We start from the raw sequence: 24,843 nt of genomic DNA on the forward strand, positions 1-24,843 counted from the left end.
GCCTGAAAAATTCCGTTTTTCAATCGTTTGAATAGCTTTCAATCCAATCCGGAACCTTGCCGGTTTTGTATACTTGGTCCGCATCTTTCTCAAGCACGCCGTGCGGTTCATCCTCAGCGAAAGGATTATGTAAATTGACGTGCGGCAATGTACGTGATTCATGCTCGAATTCCGTCGTCAACGGCTTGACCGTTTTCTTGAAGGCGGCGTCCACGTCTTGCGCATATTTTCTCGTTTGATGAAGTTGTTGAATCAACAGCAAATATTCGGCGCGAAACCGGCGCAACTCTTCTTTCTTGCTTTCAATATTCTTCAACGCCGCATCAAACTCGCGATCCCTGCCCTCTTTCAACGAAGCGACCATGTTTTGCAGCCGCTCATCTCGCGAATTCCGCAGCTGCTCGATTTTTCCTTGCGTTTCTTTCATTTCTTCGTTCAGCGCATCAGACGCTTTTTTCCGTTCGGCGAGTTCCACTGCGCTGTCGGAATCCCGCTCATACACGACTTTCGACAGCGCTTTATTGTATTGCCGCGAAGCCTCCGCTTTATCCTCGTGCAGCTGCTTCAATTCTTCCTCCAACGCCGCAATTTTGTCATTGTATTCTTTCTCGATCCGATGGAATTGTTCAAGCTCGGGATACATGATGATCATTCCTCCAAATTAGGTTCTTCAAAAGCATTCGCCGCCTGCGGCTCGTTTTCGGCGATTCGACACAAAAATCAAGCAATCGAATGGATGCCCGCGATCGATCATTCCCCGAGCGAACGATTATTTCCCGCGAAATTGCGGCGCCCGCTTTTCCATAAAAGCAGCAACACCTTCATTCTTATCCTCCGAATCGAACAGGCGGCCGAACTGCTCCGCTTCCAACGCTAACCCTTCCGTCAACGGCAACGCCAATCCGCTGTCGACAGCTCGTTTCGCAGCTCGTACCGCAAGCGGCCCGCGTTTCAATATATTCGCCGCCTCTTCCTTCGCTGCCGCGAGCGCATCTTCCTCAACCAATCGTTCGATAAGGCCGATGCGCAGCGCTTCTTCCGCTTGCACCGGTTCGGCGGTGAAAATCATCCGCTTCGCTTTTCCGGTTCCGATCAGGCGCGCCAGCCGCTGTGTCCCCCCGTAACCGGGAATGACACCGAGAGACGTTTCCGGCAAGCCGAGCATCGACTTCGCTGATGCGACTCTGAAGTCGCATGCGAGCGCTAACTCTAATCCGCCTCCGAGTGCGTAACCGTCAATCGCGGCGATCGTCGGCTGCGGCAACCCGGCCAATTTTCCAAAAATTTGTTGACCTCTCTGGCATAATTCGACGCCTTCTTCCCCTTTCAACTCGGGAAATTCTTTAATGTCGGCACCAGCGACGAAAGCTTTCCCGCCTGCTCCGGTTACGATCACTGCATGGACTTTCTCATCGATTTCGTCGAGCACCTCCGCCAATTCCGACAACACTTGTCGGTCCAAAGCATTTACCGGAGGTGAGTCGATCGTAACGATGCCTAGGTGTTTTTCCGATTGAAACGTCACTTTCGCCATTCAGATTCCCCCATTTCATTTAAGATATAGTTTCATCTTACCTCGATTCCTCGGGAAAGAACAAGGCTCAAAAGCGGGCGATGCCGCGCATGATCTTCTGGCCGCGGCGGGAAAATTTTTCCTCGTATTCGGTCATCACGTTGTCCCCGACATCGTTTTCGTGCACATCCCAATCAACGGAGAGAAGATTCATGCCGTATTGTTCCATGCTTTGCAGGGAATACTCGAAAAAGCCGGCATTGTCGGTTTTCAAGTGAATTTCTCCTTTCGCCGTCAATACCCGCTCGAATTTCTCGAGAAATGTTCGGTAAGTGAGCCTCCGTTTTTCATGGCGGTTTTTCGGCCAAGGATCGGAAAAATTCAAGTATATCCGTTCGACTTCGCTTTCGTCAAAAAAGCTTTCGAGATCGGCGGCGTTGCGGTTGACCAATTTAATATTGCCGGCATCCGTTTCCAATGTTTTGTCGAGAGCCGAAACGATCACACTTTGCATCCGTTCGATACCGACGAACAAAACGTCCGGATGTTTTTGAGCCATCCCACACAAAAACTGCCCTTTCCCCGTCCCGATTTCGACGTGGACGGGCGCGTCCGGAAAGAAAGATGCCGCCCAAGATCCTTTCAAACCTTCCGGTCGTTGGATAACAACTTGTGGATATTGCTCAAGTTTCTCCTTGGCCCAAGGCTTGTTGCGCAATCTCATTCGATACAAACCCCTTTCCTTTCTCCACGGAACATCATATCATAGAATTAAGTTTTTCTGCGTACGTAACCGGGAACAAAAAGCATAGAAGGGAGGGTGAACTCTTGATTGTACGGGAAGATGGGGTTTTCTTCGGTCTGATCCGCCAGCATGATCATGGACTGCTGTCCGGGGAAATCGCCGCCCGCTGGGGGAACGAACACTTTTCATCGCCGGGACATTCAATGATTATCGCCGCGTCACTTCACGATTTAAGCTGGATCGAAGCCGACGAGCAAATCTTGTGGGACGAGGCCGCCGAACGTCCACATGATTTCGTATCGCTTCCGAATGAGCATCGCCTCCCTATGTACGAAAAGGGTTTACAATTGACGGAGCAACTGAATCCGTTCGGAGGGCTGCTCGTGTCCAAGCATTACTGTTCGTTCTTGAACGATAACGAAAATGCCGAAACGGACCGTTTCTTGCAAAACGAGCGGAATCGGCAACAACGGCTCACGGAGCGTTTTTCCGAGTCAGCGCTTGACCGCGATTTGCTTCAACTGCAATGTTGGGATAATTTGTCTTTATATGTATGTATGCACCGGCCCGGTTGTTCAAAAGACGAGGAAATCGATTGGTTCAAGAACGGCATTCGTTGTCCGAAAAAATCGGGAGAAGATGTATGGATTAACGTTAAGTGGCTCAATGAACGAACGATTTCGTTAGATCCGTTTCCTTTCCAGGAGAGTTGGTCCACGACGGTCCCTTATACGCGGATGCGAAAATCGCTCGGACGCAACGATCCCGATTTAAGGAACATCATGCATCGCCGCATCCGTTTCAGTCCGAATGACGCAGGCGGCGGCTGTTGATATTCCTCGGCCGCGCGCGTACAGGTCCATGAAGGCCAAACAAAGCAAAAGAGACGATCCGAAACCGTCTCCTTCTCGCATTACAGCTGTTGAAGATAAAAAGCCGCGTCCCGATTCAGACGAACGAGGCGAATTCGAAGCTTTTCCGCCTGGCGGCTTTCTTTTCTTCCAGCATGCCAAATCATGAATTTCGCCGCTTGAGCCGTCGCATACCAATGCATGCGCAGCAGAAAATCTCCGGTCAGCTCGTGCCCGTATCGCCCCAACCAAGAACGCCATTCGCTCTTCGCAACGTATTCGTACAAAAGCGGTCCTAAGTCCAATGCCGGATCCGCGATCATCGCATTGTCCCAGTCGATTAAATACAAATCGCCGTTTTCGCTTAACAGCCAATTGTTGTGATTCACATCGCAATGGCACACGACTTTCTCTCCGCTTTCGACCTTGTCGACGTTGTCCGCGAGAAATGAATAAGCTTCCCCTGCAGCTTGACCGCCGATCATATTTCCGATTCGCATACGACTTTCCAGTTCAGCAAGAACTGCTTGCGGCGTAACCGGTTGTTTGCCGAGTCTTTTTAACATGGCCAGCAACGCATCAGATCGATGTATTTTTTTCAAAAGATCAACGACCGCTCCGCTCTTCATTTCATTTTCATGAAGTTCCCTGCCGTTCAGCCATCGCTGCGCTGTTATAACATCTCCGTTTTCAAGCCTTTTCGTCCATAACAGCTTAGGCACGATGCCTTCGACCGATAAGACGGCAAGAAAAGGTGATGAATTTCTTTTTAAAAAGAGTTTCCGGCCACCGGACCGGGCTATGTAAGCTTCCCCGGTCTGGCCACCAGCAGGTTTGATGTTCCATTCGTTTCCTAGTATGTCCAGCAATGGCGTCACCCTCGATCGTAAACGAATCTTTAAATCCGATACTCAACTAATTTCATTATAACGAAGATCGCGTCGAAGACAAAAAACGCCCTTCCGGTGTTCAGGCTTACCTTTCATCGGCAACTGTCTGGCATCTGCGCAACAGCCGGTCGGCCGTCTTCAATTGCACGTATTTCAACGGCGTCTTCCATTTTCTTTGTTCTTCATACCAAACTCGCGCTTTCGTCCGATCGATTAAATCTACGTCCCCCGGGGCATCCGGGTACTCAATGAACGAGGAAGGCGACAACAACGCTCTTCGCACCGGCAGCACGTCACCGTCGGTTCTTTTCAGCCAATCCGTCACTAACCGATACATTCGCAAATTAGCGATTAACGGATTCAACGTCTGAGTCACTTTCCCATTCTCAATCGTACGCCAAAAACGGCCGGACCGGCCTTGAAAAACGGTGCCGTCCCGGCTTTCCAGCAACGTTATACACCAGAGCGTCACTGGACTGAGCATAAGGATGTCAAGTTCCACTTCCGCTTTTTGGATTTGAAACACCGGTTTATATAAAATGAGATAATTGTCTGGAAATCGCGTGAGGAAAAATTTCAACCAGCGGTCGAGTCGATATTGTCTGGACAGATCGGATTTCATCTGCAAGGTCGAACTCGCCCAGCGAAGTTGAAAGAAAAACACGTCTTCCGCGAATTCGGTTTTCCATTCGTCCTGCGATGCGGCTGTGTCGGCGGCCTGTTCCGTTTCACGGGCTTTCTTCATCGTTTCCCATCGCTGTTTTTTTATTTGAATGAAACGGCCGGGATAGCCGTAAATATCGGTTTCATAACGTGAAATGTAATTGTCCAATTTGATGAGCTGCGCCATCGGCGTGTCCTCCACCTTTGTTATCGGCTGAAAGCAAATGTTCTTAAAGGGAAATATTTCGGGAAATTGCTCCTATCAATGCGATATAAAATAAAGGCATCGACCGTCCACGGCGCGGAATGAAACCCGTTTGGCAACACGTTGCGGTCAATGGTTTCCGTCCCGTTCCACTTCTTCGCAAGTGTAATGTGCGGGCGGTACGGACGGCGGTCCGGTTCGTACCCTGCGGCTTTGCTCGCCTCAGCTACGCCTTTCTGAAGCACATGCAGGCGCTCGTCCTCCCGTACACCTGCCCATAACACACGCGGCCGTTCGCGGGTGCCGAACGTGCCGATCCCGTTGATTGCTAACGAAAAAGGCGAAGATTGACCGGCAACCTGTGCCGCCTCGTGAGTGAAAGTTTCGATTCGGTTGTCCGCCACCGCGCCGAGAAAGGCAAGCGTAAGGTGATAGTCGTCGCGATGGGTCCATTGTTTGTAAGGCAAATGCTTTCGAAGCGTTTGCGATTGCGCATGCAAATGGGAACGCACCGGTTCTGGGACAGGAACCGCAAAAAAATAGTGTGCAACGGGGTCAGCCATGTCGTGAGCTTTCCTTTCCTTCAAAAAATCATCGATCGCGTTCAACAACTTCACACTTGCCGTTACCGTCTTCGTGCAGGAACGCGAATTCGTTCTTCTTATTGTAACAAAGCCGGCCGCATGCGGCTACCCGATTCATTTGATATAATAACGAGAGGAATTCTTTGAATTTGAACGTCTGCCGTGAATAAAAAAGGCTGAAAAAAGGTGGGAAACCAATGGTACGAGTCGTTAACAATATCGCAGAATTGATCGGGGACACCCCGCTAGTTCGCTTAAATCGAATCCCCGACCCGAACGGAGCCAAGATTTATGCGAAGCTGGAATCGTTCAATCCGAGCGCAAGCGTAAAAGACCGCGCAGCCTTCAACATGATCGCGGAAGCGGAAAAGGCCGGACATTTGCGGGAAGGATCGGTCATTATCGAGCCGACGTCCGGCAATACCGGGATCGGAATTGCCATGAACGCGGCGGCGAGAGGTTATAAGGCGATCCTCGTCATGCCGGATACGATGACGCAGGAACGGATCAATTTATTGAAGGCGTACGGAGCGAAAGTGGAGTTGACGCCGGGCGACGAAAAGATGCCTGGCGCGATTGCGAGAGCGAAAGAGCTGCTCAAGGAAATTCCGAATAGTTTCATGCCGATGCAATTCGAAAATCCGGCGAATCCCGATGCCCATCGGGGAACGACGGCGATTGAAATTGTCGAGGCGATGAAACAGCTCGGAAAGCCGCTGAAGGCGTTCGTATCGACAGCAGGAACGGGCGGAACGGTGACCGGAACGGGAGAAACGTTGAAGGAATACTATCCGGAAATGACGATCCACGTTGTCGAGCCGGCCGGATCGCCGGTATTGTCCGGGGGCAAGCCGGGCAAGCATAAGCTCGTCGGAACAAGTCCGGGATTCGTCCCGGAAATCTTGAACACCGGGCTGTTCGACGAGATTTTTCAAATCGAAGACGACGAGGCGTACGAAGTGACGCGACGGTTGGCGCGCGAGGAAGGCATTTTGTGCGGCACGTCGTCCGGCGCATCGGTGTGGGCGGCCGTTCAAGTGGCGAAACGCCTTTCGCCGGATGACGTCGTTGTTTGCATTTGCGCGGACACCGGCGAACGGTATTTGTCGGGAGACTTGTTTGATTTTGAATGATGAAATCCGCCTTGCACAATTAGAAGGCGGTTGAATCAATGGCGTTGGCGATACAATTGATCTGGAATCCCAATTAAAAACTCCCCCGAAGAGGAAACAGATTGGCCTCGGCTTAATCTGTCTATCTTCGAGGGAGTTATTCTTTTCCAACTTCGCCTATTGGGTTGCCGCAGCCGCATCCACTTGCTCGTCGGCATGATAGGAAGAACGCACGAGCGGTCCGGATTCGCAATGGCGGAATCCTTTTTCAAGCGCGATTTCCTTCAACTCCGCGAACTCGTCGGGATGCCAATACTTTTCGACTTTCAAATGTTTCTTCGTCGGTTGCAAGTATTGGCCGATCGTCATGATGTCGACGTTGTGGGCGAGGAGATCATCCATCGCCTCCACCACTTCTTCTTTCGTCTCGCCAAGCCCAAGCATGATGCTCGACTTCGTCGGCGTATTCGGGCTGATTTCTTTTACCCGCGCCAACAGTTCGAGCGAACGGTCATATGTAGCCTTGGCGCGAACGCGTTTCGTTAAGCGGCGAACCGTCTCGATGTTATGATTGAAAATGTTCGGCTTTGCGTCCATCAACGTCTTCAAGCTTTCGTAATCGCCTTTCATATCCGAAGGCAACACCTCGATTGTGCAACTGGGATTGCGGCGCCGAATGGCCCTTACCGTTTCCGCAAACACCGCCGCACCTCCGTCGGCTAAGTCGTCGCGCGCCACCGCCGTCACGACCACGTGCCGCAGCCCCATTTGTTCGACCGACTCCGCCACGCGTTCCGGCTCCTGCCAGTCCAACTCCGTCGGCAACCCGGTCTTGACCGCGCAAAAACGGCAGCCGCGCGTACAAATATCACCGAGAATCATGAACGTCGCCGTTTTGCGAACGGCCCAGCATTCGTGAATGTTCGGGCATTTCGCCTCCTCGCACACCGTATGCAGCCGCTTCTCGCGCATCATTTTCTTCAGCCCGGTATAATTTTTATTCGTATTCAGATTGATTTTCAACCATTCCGGCTTTCGTAAATGTTCTTGCTTGTTTGCCATGCTCATCACCTTTCAGCGGGAATATGTCCACTCATCGTTGCCGTAACGGCTTTCGGCCAGTTTCTGCACTTCCGCTTCCTGTTCCTTCGTCAACTCAAACGGCTCAAGCTGAATGCCGAGTCCTTTTTCAAAGCCGATCCGGAATGCTTCCCTCGCCTCTGCCAAAGTCGCCGGTTGCTCGCGCAGCAAATTGATCGCCACGGCCTTGTCCCGAAAACCGCGCTGCGCACGTTCCCTCACTTCCCGACTTGGGTAGACGAATAAATCGAACAACTTATCCTCATCAATGTCAAGCGGAATCGCGCCATGCTGCAAAATTACGCCTTTTTGCCGGGTTTGCGCACTCCCCGCCGCTTTTCGTCCGCCGACGACGAGTTCGTACCAAGACGGTTGATCAAAACATACCGCCGAGGAGGTCCGTTTCAATTTTTCCGTCGGAATCGAAAAATCCGCAGCCAAGCCGAGCTCGCGAAAACCTTGCAGCAATCCTTCGGAGATGACGCGATATGCTTCGGTTACATTCTTCGGCATGTTCGGATGATCCTCAGACACTGTGACACTGTAAGTCAGTTCCTTGTCATGCAAAACCGCTCTGCCCCCGGTTAAGCGCCGGACCAAGCCGTACCCGTGTTTCTTGACGCCTTCGAGGTTAATCTTCTTCATTTCCTGAAAATAGCCGATCGATAAGGTCGGCGGGTTCCATGTATAAAAACGAAGCGTCGGCCGGACAAGCCCTTGGTTCATCCAGTGGATCAATGCCTCGTCAAGCGCCATGTTATAAGCCGGAGAGCGTTCCCCGGAGTCGAGAAAATACCAAGTTTCTTTCATGGCTCCCCTCCATTCGACTTTATTGTAACAAAGCATGAATGGAGACTTCCACTAAATGCGTTTTCACGGAATTTTCGCAACGATTGTTGTCAGCTCGTTTGTCCACCCTTTGTCAACAGCTTCTGGTACGTCTGTTCATCGCAGATCACATACAACTGGGCATCGGTTCGGATCGGTTCGTCCAGTCTGCGGTTGATGTCCAAATGTTTGCCGTCAGCGACAAGCGTCGCCCCTTCTTGTAACAATTCGTCGAAAGCATCGCGATACGTTTTCCAGCGGTCCTTTTGACTGATTCGGTAAAGGTTGTCGCCTTCGTTACGGCTCATCAATTGGCGATAAACCTCGGAAATGCCGCCCATGAACGCGGAACGCACCGCCAGCCGAGAAATCGTTTCATTTCGTAAAATGAACTCGTCAATTGCTACGTAGTGGAAATTCTCAATGTGCCGTTCATCGACGATTTCAACGACGGAATGAATCTTCGGGGCGAACGACTCGACCGCAGTCGCGATGATCAAAGATTTTCCGTCACACATTTGCGGATCGTCAATGTTATCATCGGCAAAAATAAGCACCGACCTCGCCTGTTGCAAGTTGGCTTTTTCCAACGTTTCTTCTTCCGCCGCCTGTCCTTGGATATAATGAAAGCGTTCTTCGGAAACCGGAGATTCGGAAAGGGTGTCGATCAACACAACATCAACCGTGTCATTGGAAGAAAGAATTTCCTCTGTTGCATGTTTCGCTTTTTGCGACCATCCGATCAGGACAATGTGATGCTTTCCTTTGTAATTCACCTTGCCTTCCTCCCTTCGCCTGTTGAATTTCGTAAACCCTTCGACGATTTTCCCGATCAACACGCCGACGATCCCGACGCCGAAAATAAATAAAAAGATGCCGATCAGCTTTCCTGTGAACGTATGCGGATAAAAATCACCGTACCCGACAGTCGTTACCGTCGTCATGACCCACCAAAACGCGTTAAAGGGAGATTTAAACGTCTCCGGTTCGCTGAGATAAGCCGCTGCTGCCGCCGCAAACACAACGATCGCACTTGTAATAACGATCAACCAGCTGCTAAGCTGCCTCGCCATCCGGAGCAGCGTTTTATAAAGCCACATCGCCCCGCCTCCTTTCTTAAAGATTTACACGACACTGAACGTGCAATGACTAGTTCTATTCAATCGCATTTCGTTCAGAAAAGAAAGAAATTCAATCATTCTGCCGAAAAAAAAACGGCGCAAGAACGGCAGGATCTTGGCGCCGCTTTCCGAGCAATAAAAAATAACCGCCGGCGCTCCCGACGATTATTTTACGTTTATTGAATGAGTTTAAAACAAACCACCTTCTTCTCCGTCATTTCGCGGATCGCGAACTTAACACCTTCCCGCCCGACGCCGGAACCTTTAACCCCGCCAAAAGGCATCGCGTCGACACGGTAATCGCTGCTGTCATTAATCATGACGCCGCCGACCTTCAACCTTTGCAGCGCATAGAACGCCTTGTTCAAATCTTGCGTGAAAACCCCGGCTTGCAAGCCGTAATCAACGTCATTCGCAGCCGTAATCGCCGCATCGAGATCGCGCGCCGGAAACAACGAAACGACCGGCCCGAACGCTTCCTTCCAATATACTTTCGCCTCAGGCGAAACCCCTGCCAACACCGTCGGCTCATAAAACGCGCCGCTGCGCGTACCGCCGTGCAACACACTTGCACCTTTTTCCACTGCTTCGCGCACCCAGGCTTCCGTTCGCCTTGCTTCGCGCTCATCGATGAGCGGCCCAATGTCCGTCGTTTCGGACAGCTTTCTTCCCGTCCGCAACCGCTTCGTTTCCGCAACGAACGCCTCTGCAAAAGCAGCATAGACCGTCTCTTCGACGTACACCCGCTGGACACCGATGCAGTTTTGCCCGGCTGCCGAAAACGCGCCGCTCACGGTCGCTTCCACCGCCAATCGCAAATCGGCGTCCTTTAAGACGATCACCGGGGAATTCGAGCCAAGCTCCATTCCAATCGCTTTCACGCCGGCTTTTCTCGTAATCGCTTCGCCCGTTTCGTAGCCGCCCGTGAAGGAAATCATGTTTACGTCCGGATTTGTCACGAGCGGGTCGCAAACTTCGGCGCCTCTGCCGGTGATGACCGACAACACGTGGGCAGGTAACCCGGCGTCAAGAAAAGCTTCGGCGAGATACAGCGCACTCAGAGGCGTCACGGTCGCCGGTTTTACGATGATGGCGTTGCCTCCAGCAATCGCCGGACCGACTTTGTGCGCGACGAGATTCAGCGGGTCGTTGAAAGGCGTGATCGCTCCGATCAACCCTTTCGGAAAGTGATAATAGTAGCCGAGCCGGTTTTCGCTGCCCGGCACTTGATCGTAAGCAACGGTTTCCCCGTTGATCCGCGAAGCTTCTTCGCCGCTCAACTGCAGCGTCTGCACGCAGCGCGACACTTCCGAGCGCGCCTCGCGGATCGTCTTGCTGCTTTCCCTCGCGATGATCGTCGCGAAAAGTTCTTTCCGCTCCGCGACGATATCGGCGGCTTTCTTCAAGATCGCCGCCCGCTCATAAACCGGCATCCGCGCCGCCTGCTCGACACCTTTCTTCGCTTCGCGTATCGCAAGCCGCATATCCTCGGCACTGGCGGCAGGCACGGCGTCAATGATGCTGTTGTCTTCGGGATCGCGCACCTCGATCGTTTCCTCGCGGTCTTCCCAGCGTCCGCCGATCAACATTTTTTGACCGGTCGTCGTCACCTTCACCATCTGCATCGACCACCTTTCTTCTTTTTATAAGACTTGTTTTTCTACGGACATTCGATGAATGTGCAGCAAGTCGATCAACAGCGCATACCCCGTTTCGATAATACCGGCACCGGCACCGACGACCGTCACCGGCCCGGAGAGATCGCATTCATACGTAATCGCATTCAATGCCCCGGAAACACTGGCCAAAGGATCGTCCGATAAAAGTTTCTCCGGTCCCACCGAAGCTGACACAACGTCCCCGTCACGCTTCACTTTCGCAACAAGCTTCCACGTCTTTCCGTCCTTCTTCGCCTCCTCGATGTCTTTCAGCGTCAATTGCGAAATCCCGCGGCGAGTGACTTGTTCTTTTTTCAACGGAACGTTCAAGAGTACGTTTGCGAGAATTACAACCTTGTACAACGCGTCATAACCTTCCACGTCATTTGTTGGATCGGCTTCCGCATAACCGAGCCGGCGCGCCTCTGCCAACGCTTCCGTATAATCGAACCCTTCTTCCATTTTCGTCAAAATATAATTCGTCGTCCCGTTCAAAATGCCGCGAATTTCGCGGATGTCGTTGCCCGCCAAGGTGACTTTAGGCATGCGCAGCGTCGGCGTACCGCTCATCACTGTTCCCTCGATGCCCCATTGTACGCCGTTCGCCGCCGCCAATTCGGTCAACTCCTTATATTGAAGCGCCGCCGGACCTTTGTTCGTCGTCACCACATGTTTCCCGGCTTCGAAAGCCGCCCGGCAATGGTCAATCGCCGGCTGCCCGGTGTTTACATCCGTGAACGTCACCTCGACGATCGTGTCCGCATTCGACTCGCGAATCGTCCGCAAGCTGTCCCAGCCTCGCACCAACCCCGGGGTGTCCGGATACCCCTCAACCTTGCCGGTTTCGGACACCGTTTTCAGCAACGTTTCCAAATCAAGGCCGTCAGGATGATACACCGCGCCTTTCATGACGTCCGAAACGGTGACGATTTCCGCCTCGAAACCGACGGTTTCGGCAAGTCTCTCCCCTTTATCAAGCAAAAGTTGCGCCAGCCCTTGCCCAACGCCGCCAAACCCGATCATCGCCAACTTATGAGCCACTTCGTTCACCTCCGAAAGATCGTATGAAACGCATAGCGGTTTCGGATAAAAGTTTCGCCCCGACCGGCAAGCATCTTTCATCGATGTCAAACACCGGCGTATGAAGATCCCTCACGTTCCCGTCCGGGAGCGCGCACCCGAGAAAAAACATTGCTCCGGGAACATGCTTCGCGATATGGGCAAAATCTTCGCCGCCAAGACCGAACGGTGCATGATCGATGGAAAAATCGGGATACGCTTCACGAATCGCCGCCCCGACCGCCCGATTCACCTGCGTATCGTTATCGAGAGCCGGTTCGCCTCTCGTAATCTTCAGTTGATAATGGCCGCCGAGCGGCTGAACGATTGAAAACGCCCGTTCCAGCTCGGTAATGATCATTTCCCGCGTCGCTGGATCGTAACTTCGCATCGTCCCTTCGAGCACGATCCGCTCCGGAATGACATTCGCTGCCGAACCGCCGTGAATGCTGCCAACGCTGATCACTGCGCTCTCAAGCGGCGATAGTTTCCGGCCGACGATGTTGTTGATCGCCTGCAACACCGGTCCGAGCATCGAAATCGGATCACTGCCGAGGTGCGGGTACGCCCCGTGGCCGCCGGTTCCGATGATCTCCGCTCGGAAAAGATCGACGCTCGCCATGCTCAAACCGTCGTGCATTTGCACTTCGCCGACCGTTTTCCACGGACAGACGTGCAGTGCAACCGCAGCATCCACGCCGTCCAATATCCCAGCTTCAATGACGCGCGGCGCCCCAGTCACGCCTTGTTCGTCCGGCGCTTCTTCCGCCGGCTGAAAAAGGAACTTCACCGTCCCTTTTCCGTCGAAGCTGTCTGACAGCAAATGCGCCGCGCCGAGCAAAATCGCCGTATGCGCATCGTGCCCGCAAGCGTGCATGACTCCGTCATGCACGCTTGCATACGCCGCTCCGGTAGCTTCCTGGATCGGAAGCGCATCCATATCCGCCCGGAGGAGCACCGTCGGCCCTTCTCCGTCCCCGAGCGTACCGACTACGCCCGTGCCTGCGATGCCGGTCTCTACTTTTATTCGTTCACATTCGCCTAACACTTGGGCGACAAATTTTCCTGTCTCGAATTCTTGAAAACTCAGCTCCGGAAATTGATGAAAACGACGCCGCCATTCGGTCAATCGTTGTTTCAAATCGGCCTCCACCGTCCATCACCCGTTGACCAAGTTTTGTTCCAACACTTCGAAAGCTTGAGCCAAATCGGCGATCAAGTCTTCGACATCTTCAATCCCGACCGAATAACGAATCAAGCCTTCCGGAATGCCCATTTGCCTCCGCTCCTCCGGACTGCACTCGACATGGCTCGTCGTCCTCGGAATGCCGGCGATCGTTTCCACTGCGCCGAGATTCGCTGCCAAATGCGCGTAGCGCAAACTCGGCAAAAACTGACGAACGCCCGCAACCCCGTCTTTCAACGAAAAACTGAGCATCCCGCCAAACCCGCGCATTTGCCGCTTGGCGATTTCATGGCCTGCATGCGTCGGCAGCCCCGGATAAAACACGTCCTCGACGAGTGGATGCGCTGCGAGGAATTCGGCAATTTTCATTGCGCTCTCCTGTTGCCGCTTCACGCGCAAATCGAGTGTTTTCATGCCGCGTAAAAGCAAATACGCCGACATCGGATCAAGCGTGGCGCCGTTAATCTCGCGAAAATGGTAGATTGGCTCGACCAGCGCTTTCGACCCGCAAACGATGCCGCCGAGCGCGTCAGCATGACCGCCGAGAAATTTCGTCGCGCTGTGAAGCACAAGATCGGCGCCGAGGCTGAGCGGATTTTGATTCACCGGCGTCGCAAACGTATTGTCAGCAACGACAATCGCGCCGACCGCGTGCGCCGCTTTCGCAAGCCGCTCTAAATCCGTCACCTTCAACGTCGGATTCGTCGGGCTTTCCAAATACAACACGTCGCAGCCTTTCGCGATTTCCGCTTCCAATGCATCGTGATCGGTCGTGTCGCAAAGAACGACATCGACGTTGAAACGCGGCAAAAACTCTAAGAAAATTTTATTCGTTCCGCCGTACGTGTCTCGAATCGAAATCACTTTCGACCCCGGCGACAAATACGTAAACAACGTATTGCTGATCGCCGCCATCCCCGTCGAAAAGCTCGTCGCCGCCTCCGCGCCTTCGAGCAATCGCACTTTCTCCTCGAACACTTCCACCGTCGGATTCGTATTTCTGCCGTAAATATGGCCTTTCTTCTTATTCAACGCGACATCGTACCAGTCGTCGATATCTTTGTAGCCGAACGAAACGCTGTGCACGACCGGCACTTGCGTCGCTCCCTGCAACAAATATTCGTCTTCCCCCGCCCAAACGGAACGCGTCCCCGCTTTCGCTTCCCTCATCTTCATCATCCTCCCTCATTTAATTTCGCGAGCGCATACGCCGCAATCGCCGTATCTTGCGCTCCCGTCCCCGTCAAATCACACACCGTGATTTGACTCGCAGCGGTTCGCCCTTCCGCCTGCCCCGCCGCTACCGCGCCCAACTCCGTCACCGGCTCGCTCGCCGGCACCGTGCCGCTCGCAATCGCGTGATGCAGCTCGCCGAGCCGCGCGCATTGGCTCTTCACGTCGCAAACGAGCACATCCGCCTCCGCGAGAATCCGCGGATCGAGCTCGTTTTTCTCCTCCGCATCCGAGCCCATCGCCGTAATGTGCAGCCCCGGATGCAGCCATTCCGCCCGCACAACCGGCGACTTCGCCGGCGTCGTCGTCACGACGACTTCACTGCCGCGCACGACTTGTTCGGCATCCTCGCAAATCGTCACTTCCACGCCGAGCTCCCGGCCCATTTCCGCCGCGAACGACTCGATTCGATTACGCGTCGGGGCATACACGAGCATTTTTTTAAAATGCCGTTCCAGCATCAACGCTTTCATTTGTTGTCTCGCTTGCGTACCCGCCCCGATCACCCCGACGGCTCTTACGTGTTCCGGTGCTAAATACCGCGCAGCAACGGCACCAGCCGCGGCCGTCCGTACGTCCGTCAAAAACCCGTTGTCCGCCAAAACCGCCCGCGGAACACCGGTAGTCGCGTCAATGATCACCATCAATCCGCTTCCGCTCGGTAATCCGAGCTTATGATTGTCGAAAAACCCGGACGACACCTTGACCGCAAACACGTCTTCCCCGTGAATGTAGGCGGACTTTACGTCAACCTCGCCGTTGTGATCGCGAATGTCGATCCGCATGATCGGCGGCATCATCACCGCGCCGCTTGCCAACTTGCAAAACGCCTGCTCGACGACATTCACTGCTTCCGGCGTCAACGATACCTTGCGGCGGATCGCTTTCTCGTCAAACACTTTCATGGGCATGACCGTCCTCCGTGTACGTCGTGAACAATTCCCGCGGATAGTTCGCAAGCGTTTCGCATCCGTTCTCGGTAATGACGATCGTTTCGCTGATCTCGATGCCGCAATCGTCCTGCCAAATCCCCGGGATGAAATGAAACGTCATGTTCGGCTGAAAGACGGTGTCGTCCCCTTCGCGGATGCTCGCCGTATGTTCGCCCCAATCCGGCGGGTAGCTCAGTCCGACAGAATACCCGAGGCGGTCGTGTTTCTCGATTCCGTGTTTCGCGATCACATTTCGCCAAACGGCGGCCGCTTCTGAGCACGTAACACCGGGCTTGATCATCTGCAGTACTTCATGGATGCCTTCTTTCACCGTTTCCGTAATCGTCCTTTCCCTCTCGTTCGGCATGCCGATCTTCACCGTTCTCGCCAGTGGAGCGTGATACCTGCGGTAACAGCCGGCCAACTCCAGAATGACGAGGTCGTTTTCACCGTAACGGCTGTCCGTCCACGTCAAATGCGGCGCCGACGTTTTCACCCCTGACGGCATGAGCGGAACGATCGCTGGGTAATCTCCTCCGAACTGTTCCGTTCCTGACAACTGCGCGTGGTAAATTTTCGCGACGACTTCGTTTTCGCGCTCGCCGGCGCGAATCGCTTTCACACCGGTATCCATCGCCTTTTCTACGATTCTCGCGGCATTTCGCATATAGGCTATTTCCTTGTGCGATTTGATCATACGCACTTCATTGACAAGCGTCGTCGTATCGAGGATCCGGGCGTCCGGGATTCCGATTTTGATTTGTTCATAGCAGCGCCCGGTGAAATAATAATTGTCCATTTCGAACCCGATTCGATCGCGATGGCGTCCCCAGCTTCGCAAAATTCCCGTAACGAAGTCCATCGGATGCTTGATCTTCGACTGCACGTAATCGTCCGGATAATAAATGATGTGATGTTCGTCCAGCCACGTCGTCAATTTCGCCCCGTTCGCGTCCTGACGCCTGCCGATCCAATACGGCTGGTGCTCTTCTTTCAACACGACCAACAACTGATGAACGTAAAACGACCATGCGTCATAACCAGACAAATAATTCATGTTCGATGGATTCGTAATGCAGAGGACATCTACGCCCTTCGTCTCCATTGCCCCTTTTACTTTCTCCAATCGCGCGGCGTACTCCGCCAGGTCAAACGGCAACACCATCTCTAAAGCCTCCTTCAAACAGCCTGTCGTCGTGATTACAGGCGGCAGCTGTCTCTCTATAAGTGGATGTGGTTTCATCATACGTATCCGCTCTATTCGGAGACAATCATCAAATTGTATGAAATCGGCGCCGTTGTTTTATCCAGTTTTCACAATTGACGTAAAATAATTACTATTCTATGTTAATGTTATAATGAAGGAGTGATTTTCGTGGTTCCGATCCAACAAGTTTGGGAAGCGAGACGGCGTATCGGCACACTCGTTCGTAAGACTTCATTCCGTGAATGCCCGTTTCTTTCCGAGCCATCGAAAGGACGGGTTTCTTTAAAAATGGAAACCGAACAACCGACCGGAGCCTTTAAAATTCGCGGAGCAGCCAATAAAATTTTAAGCTTGTCCGACGAAGAACAGGCGCGCGGCGTCGTTGCATATTCGACCGGCAACCACGGGCTTGCCGTGGCGTATGTCGCCAGCCAATTAGGGATTGATGCGCACATTTGCGTTTCAAATCGAGTGCCGCGAGCGAAAGCCGAGGCGATCCGCAAATTTGGCGGAAAACTGGAAATTTACGGCGACAGCCAGGATGATGCCGGCCGGCGGGCACGCGAATTGCGGGATCATGAAGGATTAACGGTGATCGAGCCGTTTGACGATCCGCACGTGATCGCCGGTCAAGGTACAATTGGACTGGAGTTGTTGGAAGAAGCGCCGGACATTGATACTGTATTCGTCCCTCTATCAGGAGGAGGATTGATCAGCGGCATCGCGCTTTCCGTGAAAGCGAACAACCCAAACGTGCGCATTGTCGGCTTGTCGATGGAACGCGGAGCCGTCATGCATGAAAGTTTGAAAGCCGGCCGGCCGGTTGAAATCGCTGAAGTTGAGACGCTGGCTGACAGCTTGCTCGGCGGAATTGGACGTGACAATCGGTACACGTTTGCGATGGTGAAGCAGTACGTCGATGAGACGTACCTCGTCAGTGAAGCGGCGATTGCCGACGGGATGAAGTTTTTGATGAAACGGCATCGGATCGTGGCTGAAGGCGCCGCGGCGATCGGCGTCGGCGCTTTGCTGCATCAGACGGTGCCGGCAACCGGAAAGCACGCGGCAGTCATCGTCAGCGGAAAAAATGTCGATCCCGCCGCCTATTTTAAAGTGGTGAACGATGTAAGTTGAGGTGAAAACCGATGTTGACAGTTGCGGACGTACTAGCAATGGAGTTGATGGAACAGGCTGCGGTGAAAAGCGCTCGGGACGATTTGGTGAACCGGCCGGTCGAGGGCGTCTCGGTGATCGAACTTCCGGTTGAAGATTTCGTGAAAAAAAACGAGCTCGTATTGACGACCGGCATTGGCTGCGATGACCGCCAAGAACTGCAAAAATACGTCGAAGATGTCGAAGCCTCCGAAGCGGCAGGTTTATGCGTTGCTGTCGGCCGTCACATTCCGGAAATTCCCCCATCCGTCATCGACTATTGCGACGACCGTCATTTTCCGATCATCGAAATCCCTTGGAAGTTAAGGTTCGCCGACATCACCCAGCAGGTTTTGCAAGAGCTGAGCAAAAGAAGACAGCTCGCGGCCCAGCAATCGGAAAAAACGCAGCAGCAATTGCTCAATTTGATTTTGCACGGGGGTGATTTGACATCAATCAGCCAATATATTTTGGAACAAACGAAAAAACCCGCAGTCATCATCGACGAATACGGCAGCGTGCAAGGCATGAGCCGCGGGTCGGAACAGTTGCTCGAACAGTGGCGTGCGCAAGCAGCGAATGATGAAACCGAATCGATCCGAAAAATCCCGATTCGATCCGCCAGTCATGTACAAGGAATCATTTTATTTCCGGCAGCAGACCGGCATTTAGACGGCGGACAAGAGGATTGGCTCCTAGAGCATGCATCTACGGCAGCCGCTTTATGGTTTCTTCGTGAAAACGCCGTAAAGGAAACGGAGTGGCGCATGCGCGGAGACTTTGTTTGGAGTTTGACAAAAGGTGATTACGATAATCTCGAAGCGGCGGAAGCGCGGGCGAAAGCGAACCAATTTAACCTTCGGCTCTCTTATGTGTGCCTGCTCGGGAAGTGTGAAATCGATCTTGGCGACCCTGCGGCCGAAATGAAAATGAGACAAACTGTCACTATGCTGCAGCAATTGCAAGACCGCATCGATTTGCGGATCATGGCCACTTACAAAACGCCGTGGATCGTCGTATTTCTTGAAGGAGACCAGGAATCAGCGCTGGAAAACGCGCGGAAGTTGTTTAAAGCGTTTGATGAAGCTCCGCAAATGATAAGCAGAATGACGATCTCCTGGGGAATCGGGGAAAATCGCGCCGGTGTCGGCACATTCAGAGAAAGTTATGAGTCTGCGCAATCCGCGCTGGACATCGGTATGCGGTTGAAAGGACCGGGATTTCGAACGGCTTACGGGGACATTCCGATGTACAGGGCGTTGGCGTTGCTCGCGCAAAACGAAGAGATTCGTAAACTGACGGAAGACGTCATCGGAAAACTGATCCGTTATCAACAAGAAAAAAGGATCAACATGCTGCAAACGGCTCGATCGTATATCCAGCATAAAGGAAACATTAGCAAAACCGCGCGGGCGCTTCATCTGCACCGGCAATCGCTCGTCTATCGGCTGCAAAAAATCGAAACCTTGACGCAAAAATCTTTCGACAATCCCGATGATGTTTTTTTGATTGATCTTTGCATGAAGATTTGGGAGGCTGGAATGAGCGGCTCGTCGACGGTTCCGCCCGAATAAAACCTTTTTTGCAAAAAAAAGAAAAGTTTAGTATAGTAAGCATAAGCGATCACGCATTTTGATTTTTCCGAATCTTATGCTGATTCCACATCCCAGGGAGTGGTTCGTTGAAAACTTCAACAGAGCGAATGATGACAAGAATCAAATCGATTTACTTGTTCATTCGTGATAACGGCACGGTAACAACGTTGGATCTTGTTGAAGAATTTGGCATCACCCAGAGAACGGTACAGCGAGATTTAAACATTTTGGAGTATAACGAATTAATCGAGAGTCCGAGCCGCGGAAAATGGACAACAACCGGAAAACGCGTGAAAATTTCCCGGTAAAAAGAACGACAGCGCAGAAAAACACCCCGTATGATCGAGGTGTTTTTCTCGTGGGCATTTCATTTCAGCAACGCCGTCATGTCATCTTGCAAGTTTTCCTTCTCCGCCGTTTTGACGATCACTTTCTCGTCCAACCATAATTCGATTCCTTCGATGGACAAATATTTCGAACCGTCTCCGATGATTTTTTCCCAAAATCCTTCGGACAGCTTTAAACCGATCACTCTCTTCTCTTTTTCTTCGACGACGAGATCTTTGATTTTGCCGATTTTTTCTCCCTCTTCATCTTCCACCGGCAAGTCGAGCAAGAATAAGCAGGAAAGACTGTCATCCCTTTCCGCAGGGCTTTCCTTCTCGCTTCCTTTCATCGTGACCGCTTTCTCGGTCATCCGATCGATTTGCGCGGCGGGGATGAAAAAAGTTTGCTTTTCGGAATCGAACATTTGATTCGCGCCGAGTCGGATGCCAGGCGTCGCATTCCATTGCGACGTATTACGGGGGCCGCCGGCAGCGATCGAATCAAGCACCCGTTGTTCTTCTTGCAACGTTTTCGTCTCGTCGGTCGGTTTATCAATTTCGTATGTTAAATAGGTGATGCTCAGTTCGTTACGATCAAACAATAAATCTTTCACCTTTGCCTTCTCTTCGTCGTTGTCGACGTGGACGATGGTTTTGCCAAGAATATCTTTTCCTAACACAATCATCGTTTTCCCTCCTTAGCCTGAGGCAGGTAATTTCGTCTTACAAAAGGAATTACCCTAATCTCAGAATCAAAAACATTACGCTCAAACGTTAAATTCTGTTTTCGTCGAAATATGGTGTATACTCATCTGAAGGAGGGATTTCCATGCGTACGAAAGTCGGTTTATTAGCCACGGCACGCAAAAAACAGGCCCATCCCGCACCGGTCACGGACTTTTACACAAGTCCGCTGTTTCGCAAATCGGTCGCTTACGCATTTCAAAATTACGATAAAATTTATTTTTATAATGCCAAAGACGGGTTATTGCTCCCAGAAACGATCATGGAACCCTACGACGTCTCGATCAAAACCTTTACGATTGAAGAGAAACGAATTTGGGCAAAAAGCGTGATCGATGAATTGCGTGCGCATGAACATCCGAATAAGGTAAGCATTTACTTGCACGGCGGCTATGTATACCGGAAGGTTCTTCAACCGGAGTTGAGAAAATACGGGTTCCCTTTTGAAGTCCCGTTGGAAGGGCTCAGCATCGGTCAACAGCTCGCCTGGTATGACGAGCAGCTTTCCTAAGAGCCGCCTTAACACTACGCATACAACGCGAAAGAGAATCCTCAGCGGGATTCTCTTTTTTTTCGGCGCAGCACCGAGAAGCGGTTTCCTAAGATTTGCCCGGCTAGATTGGAACGGTAGGCGAGCCATAAATAGCAGGAACCGCCGGCGGCAACACCGACAACCGTCGTTTCCGCCGCACGCAAATAGCTTTCCCCGCGAATGGGCCAGGTGACGAGCACAACAACGACCGCCATAATGACCGAAAACGACAAGATAAGCAAGCCTCTTTTGAACACGAACCCGAAACGATACTGCAAAAACGTACGGATGACGAAAACATTAAGCAGCACAGAACAAAGGAAACCGATGTCGGTCGCCGCCACAGCGCCAAGACCATGCCAGCGGGCAATGAGCGGAACGTTCAACATCATTTTAACGAGCAACCCGACGAGCAAACTGAAAACGGCAAACTTTTGCCGGTTAATGCCTTGGAGAATGGCCGAAGTTATTGAAAACAAGGCAAACAGCAAGGCGGTAGGCGCATACCACCGTAAAATCGCTGCACCGACTTCCCCATTTTCAAGACCGTATAACGAACCGTATACCGGGTGAGCGAGAACGGAAAGTCCGACCGCCGCCGGAATGGTTAAAAAGAGTACGATTTGAAACGCCTGCGTCATTTGGTGATGCAAAGCGGCCGTTTTTCCTGATGTGTACGAATTCGTGATCGTCGGAACGAGCGTGACTGCCAACGCCGTTGAAAGCGAAACGGGAATCATGACCAGCTTTTGCACCGCTTGGTTTAGGTTCGCAAAGATGATCTCCGCCTCAGGCTGCGTCATTCCGGCGGCCATCAACGTTTCGTTCACCGTAAATTGATCGACAAGCAAATAAAATGGAATCGCAAGTCCAACAACGACGAAAGGAATCGCATAAGTGATCAGTTCCTTGTACATGACGGTTAGCGGCAAGTTAGAATGATACGTGCCGGCAGCCAACTGCCGGTCAAGATGCGGCTTTCTCTTGATCCAATACGTGATCAGCACCGCAAGGCCGCCCAACGCACCAACGAAAGCCGCGAATGTGGCCGCCGCTACTGCTGCTACGTAACTTGCATGAAAAATTTTTAAAGCAACGAACGCGCCGATGAGAATGAATAGAATGCGCACAATCTGCTCGATGACTTGCGATGCTGCAGTCGGTCCCATCGACTGAAAGCCTTGAAAATAGCCGCGAATGACGCTCATGACAGGGACGACGAGCAGCGCCGTCGCTACCAATCGAATGACAAGTACGACGTCAGCAATCGTATTGCCGTCCTTCGCATTCGGATCAATGACGCCGTGGGCGATCGGTTCAGCCAGAAAGAATAACGTGAGAAAGGCTGCGAATCCAGTAGCGCTCATTAAAACAAGACCGGAGCGAAACAACCGCCTCCCCGTTTCGTAATCGCCGAGCGAATTATATTTGGACACAAATTTGGAGACCGCCATCGGCACCCCGAGCGTCGCCATGCTCAAAATGATCGCGTACGGCGTATAAGCGTAGCCGTACAACGCCAGTCCTCTTTTGTCGACGAGCGCTTCGAACGGAATGACGAAGATCAATCCGAGGAACTTCGAGAAAAAAACGGCCGCGGATAAAATAAGCGTCCCGCGGAGCAACCGAGATTGTGACATGCCCTTCTCCCCATCAACTCAATCGAATTCCGATATCCGTTGCCGGACAACGTTCTTTCCTTATTGTAGTGAACTTTGCCGCCGAGAACAACTTCATCGCCGTTCGCTGTACAACACCATCGCCGAAAAGCTGCAAACAACCGCCCCGCTCTCTTCGTCGGCGGCCGCCGCCACGCCGTATTTAACATCCTTGACGAGATTTTCCGGAACCTCCGCCAAAAACGCGTTCAATTCTTCCTCAAGATCAGCTTCATGTTCAGCGTCGAACAGTTTCACTTTTAACAATAAAAGACACCTCCGGGTACGTGTTTCGCCCGGAGGCCGCCGATTTCCTGCTTTTTTTTTATGAAGTCGAAACTTCGCCTTCCCACTCGAGCATGCCGCCGGACATGTTTTTGACACGGTAGCCTTGGCCTTGCAAGAATTCCGTCACCCGTCCGCTGCGGTTTCCCGATCGGCAGACGAGAATGTGTTCGGTTGCTTTGTCGAGTTCATCAAGCTTGTCGGGAATTTCCCCCATCGGAATATGTTTCGCTTCAGGAATTTTTCCAGCCGCCACTTCCTCATCTTCACGAACGTCAATGATCGACACCTTCTTACCTGCGCGAAGCAACTCCCTCACTTCATTCGGAGTAATCTCCTGAATCGCCATACGATGCGTCCCTCCTCTGAAACGTCATTTTCACCTTTTTCTGAAGGATTGTCAAGCAGAATCACACGAACGTTCCAATGCACTTGCTATAATGAGGACAGCCTATTGCAAATGAGGGAGAGCCATGTTCCGTCCGTCCACGACCGTCTTTCACATTTTAATCGTCATCTCCGTCGTTCACCTGCTGAACGATGCGATTTCTGCCCTCATTCCGGCCATGTTTCCGATCCTTGAGCAAACGTTGTCGCTTTCCTACACCGACCTCGGACTCATCGCTTTCGCCGCCAACATGACCTCTTCGATCATGCAGCCCGTCGTCGGCTGGCTCACCGATCACAGACCATCGCCGTACGCCTTGCCGGCCGGCCTCGTTTTCACGATGCTCGGCATTGTCGGCCTAGCCTTTGCCCCCTCGTTCCCGATCGTCATCATCGCCGTCGTCTTCGCCGGGATCGGCTCCGCCGTCTTCCATCCGGAAGGCTCAAGAGTCGCCTACATGGCCGCCGGCGCACGACGCGGTTTCGCCCAATCCGTCTATCAAGTCGGCGGAAACGCCGGCCAATCGCTCGCTCCGATCATCACCGCCCTAGTTCTCGTCCCGCTCGGCCAAGTCGGCGCGCTCTGGTTCACGATCCCCGCCGCGACCGCCGTGCTTTTGCTGATTTACGTCGCCCGATGGTATGCATCTGAACTATCGCGCACCGCTTCGCCGCCGCCGGCATCACGCAACGGGAAGGAACGATCCGAGCGAAACAAGAAGGTCGCCTTCGCCGTCAGCCTGCTCATCTTTTTCGTCTTTGCGCAGTCTTGGTACCGTGCCGGGATCACGAATTTCTATGCCTTTTACGCGATCGAGCAATACGAATTCACGATCGGACGCGCCGAAATTTACGTCTTCGTCTTCCTCGCTTTTGCAACGCTCGGTACGTTCATCGGCGGTCCGTTGTCCGATAAAATCGGCAAACGGAGCGTCCTGTTTCTCTCAATGGCCGGCGCCGCTCCATTCAGCTTGTTGCTTCCGCACGTCGATTCCTTATTGGCGCTTCCTGTTTTAGCCGTCACCGGCTTGATTTTGCTGACGAACATTTCCGTTTCGGTCGTCTACGCTCAAGAACTGCTCCCGGGAAAAATCGGCACCGCCTCCGGCTTAATCGTCGGCCTCGCCTTCGGTCTCGGCGCGATCGGTTCCATTGCCATCGGCCGTTTTGCCGACGCCTTCGGCATCGGGCCGACGATGACCGCCGTTTCTTTCCTGCCGCTGCTCGGCATCTTCGCCTTGTTTTTGCCAAAAGAAGAAGATTTCAGCTGACACAACGGATCGATCGAGGCGGAATG

Annotated in this window: 26 protein-coding genes; 7 read left to right on the forward strand and 19 right to left on the reverse strand. The window is 52.6% G+C overall.

What is annotated here, in order from left to right; genetic code table 11:
- Positions 1-19: 19 nt before the first annotated feature.
- The 3 genes from VFK44_00650 to trmB all read right to left on the reverse strand — a co-directional run bounded on the left by VFK44_00650 (position 20) and on the right by trmB (position 2,237).
- Positions 20-652, reverse strand: a complete 633-nt coding sequence (locus VFK44_00650; GenBank protein ID HET7626881.1) for a hypothetical protein — start codon at positions 650-652, stop codon at positions 20-22.
- A 117-nt stretch (positions 653-769) separates the two neighbouring features.
- Positions 770-1,534: an enoyl-CoA hydratase-related protein gene (locus tag VFK44_00655; GenBank protein ID HET7626882.1), complete on the reverse strand. Its 765-nt coding sequence runs from the start codon at positions 1,532-1,534 to the stop codon at positions 770-772.
- 67 nt (positions 1,535-1,601) lie between these two features.
- Complete coding sequence (gene trmB, locus VFK44_00660) at positions 1,602-2,237, reverse strand: tRNA (guanosine(46)-N7)-methyltransferase TrmB (GenBank protein ID HET7626883.1); 636 nt, start codon at positions 2,235-2,237, stop codon at positions 1,602-1,604.
- Between the two features lie 104 nt (positions 2,238-2,341).
- Between trmB and VFK44_00665 the strand changes: the two genes are divergently transcribed.
- On the forward strand, positions 2,342-3,091 hold the full coding sequence (locus tag VFK44_00665) for a DUF3891 family protein (protein HET7626884.1): 750 nt from the start codon (positions 2,342-2,344) through the stop codon (positions 3,089-3,091).
- Between the two features lie 80 nt (positions 3,092-3,171).
- On the opposite strand, the gene VFK44_00670 is transcribed toward VFK44_00665, so the two are convergent.
- The 3 genes from VFK44_00670 to thpR form a co-directional block, all read right to left on the reverse strand.
- Positions 3,172-3,978 (reverse strand): phosphotransferase family protein, encoded by an 807-nt coding sequence (locus VFK44_00670; protein HET7626885.1) that lies wholly within the window; start codon positions 3,976-3,978, stop codon positions 3,172-3,174.
- A gap of 106 nt (positions 3,979-4,084) precedes the next feature.
- Positions 4,085-4,849, reverse strand: a complete 765-nt coding sequence (locus VFK44_00675) for a nuclease-related domain-containing protein (protein ID HET7626886.1) — start codon at positions 4,847-4,849, stop codon at positions 4,085-4,087.
- A 20-nt stretch (positions 4,850-4,869) separates the two neighbouring features.
- Positions 4,870-5,430: an RNA 2',3'-cyclic phosphodiesterase gene (thpR, locus tag VFK44_00680; protein ID HET7626887.1), complete on the reverse strand. Its 561-nt coding sequence runs from the start codon at positions 5,428-5,430 to the stop codon at positions 4,870-4,872.
- Positions 5,431-5,648: 218 nt separating this feature from the next.
- Here thpR and cysK point away from each other — a divergent pair, with 218 nt between their 5' ends.
- Entirely contained in the window at positions 5,649-6,584 is a 936-nt protein-coding gene (gene cysK, locus VFK44_00685) for a cysteine synthase A (protein HET7626888.1), read from the forward strand.
- A gap of 156 nt (positions 6,585-6,740) precedes the next feature.
- Here the strand turns inward: cysK and lipA are convergent, their stop codons facing one another.
- From lipA to VFK44_00730, 9 genes are all read right to left on the reverse strand, one after another.
- A complete protein-coding gene (lipA, locus tag VFK44_00690; GenBank protein ID HET7626889.1) occupies positions 6,741-7,625 on the reverse strand; it encodes a lipoyl synthase in 885 nt (294 codons plus the stop codon).
- A gap of 12 nt (positions 7,626-7,637) precedes the next feature.
- Entirely contained in the window at positions 7,638-8,453 is an 816-nt protein-coding gene (locus VFK44_00695; protein HET7626890.1) for a biotin/lipoate A/B protein ligase family protein, read from the reverse strand.
- 89 nt (positions 8,454-8,542) lie between these two features.
- On the reverse strand, positions 8,543-9,571 hold the full coding sequence (locus tag VFK44_00700) for a potassium channel family protein (protein HET7626891.1): 1,029 nt from the start codon (positions 9,569-9,571) through the stop codon (positions 8,543-8,545).
- A 197-nt stretch (positions 9,572-9,768) separates the two neighbouring features.
- Positions 9,769-11,211, reverse strand: a complete 1,443-nt coding sequence (locus tag VFK44_00705) for an aldehyde dehydrogenase family protein (protein ID HET7626892.1) — start codon at positions 11,209-11,211, stop codon at positions 9,769-9,771.
- A 24-nt stretch (positions 11,212-11,235) separates the two neighbouring features.
- Complete coding sequence (locus VFK44_00710; protein HET7626893.1) at positions 11,236-12,291, reverse strand: homoserine dehydrogenase; 1,056 nt, start codon at positions 12,289-12,291, stop codon at positions 11,236-11,238.
- Positions 12,281-13,450 carry a M20 family metallopeptidase gene (locus VFK44_00715; protein ID HET7626894.1) on the reverse strand — a complete coding sequence of 390 codons (1,170 nt, stop codon included), beginning with the start codon at positions 13,448-13,450 and terminating at the stop codon, positions 12,281-12,283. Before VFK44_00715 ends, VFK44_00710 begins: the two co-directional genes overlap by 11 nt.
- An 18-nt stretch (positions 13,451-13,468) precedes the next feature.
- The gene (locus tag VFK44_00720) at positions 13,469-14,665 is read right to left on the reverse strand and encodes a cystathionine gamma-synthase family protein (GenBank protein ID HET7626895.1); all 1,197 of its coding nucleotides are present in this window, start codon (positions 14,663-14,665) and stop codon (positions 13,469-13,471) included.
- A gap of 5 nt (positions 14,666-14,670) precedes the next feature.
- Positions 14,671-15,639 carry a cyclodeaminase gene (locus VFK44_00725; protein HET7626896.1) on the reverse strand — a complete coding sequence of 323 codons (969 nt, stop codon included), beginning with the start codon at positions 15,637-15,639 and terminating at the stop codon, positions 14,671-14,673.
- Positions 15,620-16,825, reverse strand: coding sequence for a M24 family metallopeptidase (locus VFK44_00730; GenBank protein HET7626897.1), 1,206 nt, complete (start codon positions 16,823-16,825; stop codon positions 15,620-15,622). The genes VFK44_00725 and VFK44_00730 overlap by 20 nt, the downstream gene beginning before the upstream one ends.
- Before the next feature lie 210 nt (positions 16,826-17,035).
- Here VFK44_00730 and eutB point away from each other — a divergent pair, with 210 nt between their 5' ends.
- From eutB to VFK44_00745, 3 genes are all read left to right on the forward strand, one after another.
- The gene (gene eutB / locus VFK44_00735; protein ID HET7626898.1) at positions 17,036-18,001 is read left to right on the forward strand and encodes a hydroxyectoine utilization dehydratase EutB; all 966 of its coding nucleotides are present in this window, start codon (positions 17,036-17,038) and stop codon (positions 17,999-18,001) included.
- An 11-nt stretch (positions 18,002-18,012) separates the two neighbouring features.
- On the forward strand, positions 18,013-19,593 hold the full coding sequence (locus VFK44_00740) for a PucR family transcriptional regulator ligand-binding domain-containing protein (GenBank protein HET7626899.1): 1,581 nt from the start codon (positions 18,013-18,015) through the stop codon (positions 19,591-19,593).
- A 107-nt stretch (positions 19,594-19,700) separates the two neighbouring features.
- Complete coding sequence (locus VFK44_00745; protein ID HET7626900.1) at positions 19,701-19,922, forward strand: DeoR family transcriptional regulator; 222 nt, start codon at positions 19,701-19,703, stop codon at positions 19,920-19,922.
- A gap of 59 nt (positions 19,923-19,981) precedes the next feature.
- Here the strand turns inward: VFK44_00745 and VFK44_00750 are convergent, their stop codons facing one another.
- A complete protein-coding gene (locus VFK44_00750) occupies positions 19,982-20,626 on the reverse strand; it encodes a PRC-barrel domain-containing protein (GenBank protein ID HET7626901.1) in 645 nt (214 codons plus the stop codon).
- 143 nt (positions 20,627-20,769) lie between these two features.
- Between VFK44_00750 and VFK44_00755 the strand changes: the two genes are divergently transcribed.
- A complete protein-coding gene (locus VFK44_00755) occupies positions 20,770-21,195 on the forward strand; it encodes a hypothetical protein (GenBank protein HET7626902.1) in 426 nt (141 codons plus the stop codon).
- A gap of 41 nt (positions 21,196-21,236) precedes the next feature.
- Here VFK44_00755 and VFK44_00760 read toward each other — a convergent pair whose 3' ends face one another.
- The 3 genes from VFK44_00760 to VFK44_00770 form a co-directional block, all read right to left on the reverse strand.
- Positions 21,237-22,856: a polysaccharide biosynthesis protein gene (locus tag VFK44_00760; GenBank protein HET7626903.1), complete on the reverse strand. Its 1,620-nt coding sequence runs from the start codon at positions 22,854-22,856 to the stop codon at positions 21,237-21,239.
- A gap of 93 nt (positions 22,857-22,949) precedes the next feature.
- Entirely contained in the window at positions 22,950-23,132 is a 183-nt protein-coding gene (locus VFK44_00765; GenBank protein HET7626904.1) for a sporulation protein Cse60, read from the reverse strand.
- 67 nt (positions 23,133-23,199) lie between these two features.
- Positions 23,200-23,508, reverse strand: coding sequence for a rhodanese-like domain-containing protein (locus tag VFK44_00770; GenBank protein HET7626905.1), 309 nt, complete (start codon positions 23,506-23,508; stop codon positions 23,200-23,202).
- A gap of 124 nt (positions 23,509-23,632) precedes the next feature.
- On the opposite strand from VFK44_00770, the gene VFK44_00775 reads away from it, so the two are divergent.
- On the forward strand, positions 23,633-24,817 hold the full coding sequence (locus tag VFK44_00775; GenBank protein ID HET7626906.1) for an MFS transporter: 1,185 nt from the start codon (positions 23,633-23,635) through the stop codon (positions 24,815-24,817).
- The last annotated feature ends 26 nt before the right edge of the window (positions 24,818-24,843 follow it).

The organism is Bacillales bacterium (assembly GCA_035700025.1).
In the GTDB taxonomy this organism is placed as follows: Bacteria; Bacillota; Bacilli; order Bacillales; family DASSOY01; genus DASSOY01.

Excerpts from the sequence above, each read along its gene's own strand:
- VFK44_00650 (HET7626881.1), bottom strand. The coding sequence starts at position 652 with ATGATCATCATGTATCCCGAGCTTGAACAATTCCATCGGATCGAGAAA.
- VFK44_00655 (HET7626882.1), bottom strand. The coding sequence starts at position 1,534 with ATGGCGAAAGTGACGTTTCAATCGGAAAAACACCTAGGCATCGTTACG.
- trmB (HET7626883.1), bottom strand. The coding sequence starts at position 2,237 with ATGAGATTGCGCAACAAGCCTTGGGCCAAGGAGAAACTTGAGCAATAT.
- VFK44_00675 (HET7626886.1), bottom strand. The coding sequence starts at position 4,849 with ATGGCGCAGCTCATCAAATTGGACAATTACATTTCACGTTATGAAACC.
- thpR (HET7626887.1), bottom strand. The coding sequence starts at position 5,430 with ATGGCTGACCCCGTTGCACACTATTTTTTTGCGGTTCCTGTCCCAGAA.
- cysK (HET7626888.1), top strand. The coding sequence starts at position 5,649 with ATGGTACGAGTCGTTAACAATATCGCAGAATTGATCGGGGACACCCCG.
- lipA (HET7626889.1), bottom strand. The coding sequence starts at position 7,625 with ATGGCAAACAAGCAAGAACATTTACGAAAGCCGGAATGGTTGAAAATC.
- VFK44_00695 (HET7626890.1), bottom strand. The coding sequence starts at position 8,453 with ATGAAAGAAACTTGGTATTTTCTCGACTCCGGGGAACGCTCTCCGGCT.
- VFK44_00700 (HET7626891.1), bottom strand. The coding sequence starts at position 9,571 with ATGTGGCTTTATAAAACGCTGCTCCGGATGGCGAGGCAGCTTAGCAGC.
- VFK44_00705 (HET7626892.1), bottom strand. The coding sequence starts at position 11,211 with ATGGTGAAGGTGACGACGACCGGTCAAAAAATGTTGATCGGCGGACGC.
- VFK44_00720 (HET7626895.1), bottom strand. The coding sequence starts at position 14,665 with ATGAGGGAAGCGAAAGCGGGGACGCGTTCCGTTTGGGCGGGGGAAGAC.
- VFK44_00725 (HET7626896.1), bottom strand. The coding sequence starts at position 15,639 with ATGCCCATGAAAGTGTTTGACGAGAAAGCGATCCGCCGCAAGGTATCG.
- VFK44_00730 (HET7626897.1), bottom strand. The coding sequence starts at position 16,825 with ATGGTGTTGCCGTTTGACCTGGCGGAGTACGCCGCGCGATTGGAGAAA.
- VFK44_00740 (HET7626899.1), top strand. The coding sequence starts at position 18,013 with ATGTTGACAGTTGCGGACGTACTAGCAATGGAGTTGATGGAACAGGCT.
- VFK44_00750 (HET7626901.1), bottom strand. The coding sequence starts at position 20,626 with ATGATTGTGTTAGGAAAAGATATTCTTGGCAAAACCATCGTCCACGTC.
- VFK44_00755 (HET7626902.1), top strand. The coding sequence starts at position 20,770 with ATGCGTACGAAAGTCGGTTTATTAGCCACGGCACGCAAAAAACAGGCC.
- VFK44_00760 (HET7626903.1), bottom strand. The coding sequence starts at position 22,856 with ATGTCACAATCTCGGTTGCTCCGCGGGACGCTTATTTTATCCGCGGCC.
- VFK44_00770 (HET7626905.1), bottom strand. The coding sequence starts at position 23,508 with ATGGCGATTCAGGAGATTACTCCGAATGAAGTGAGGGAGTTGCTTCGC.
- VFK44_00775 (HET7626906.1), top strand. The coding sequence starts at position 23,633 with ATGTTCCGTCCGTCCACGACCGTCTTTCACATTTTAATCGTCATCTCC.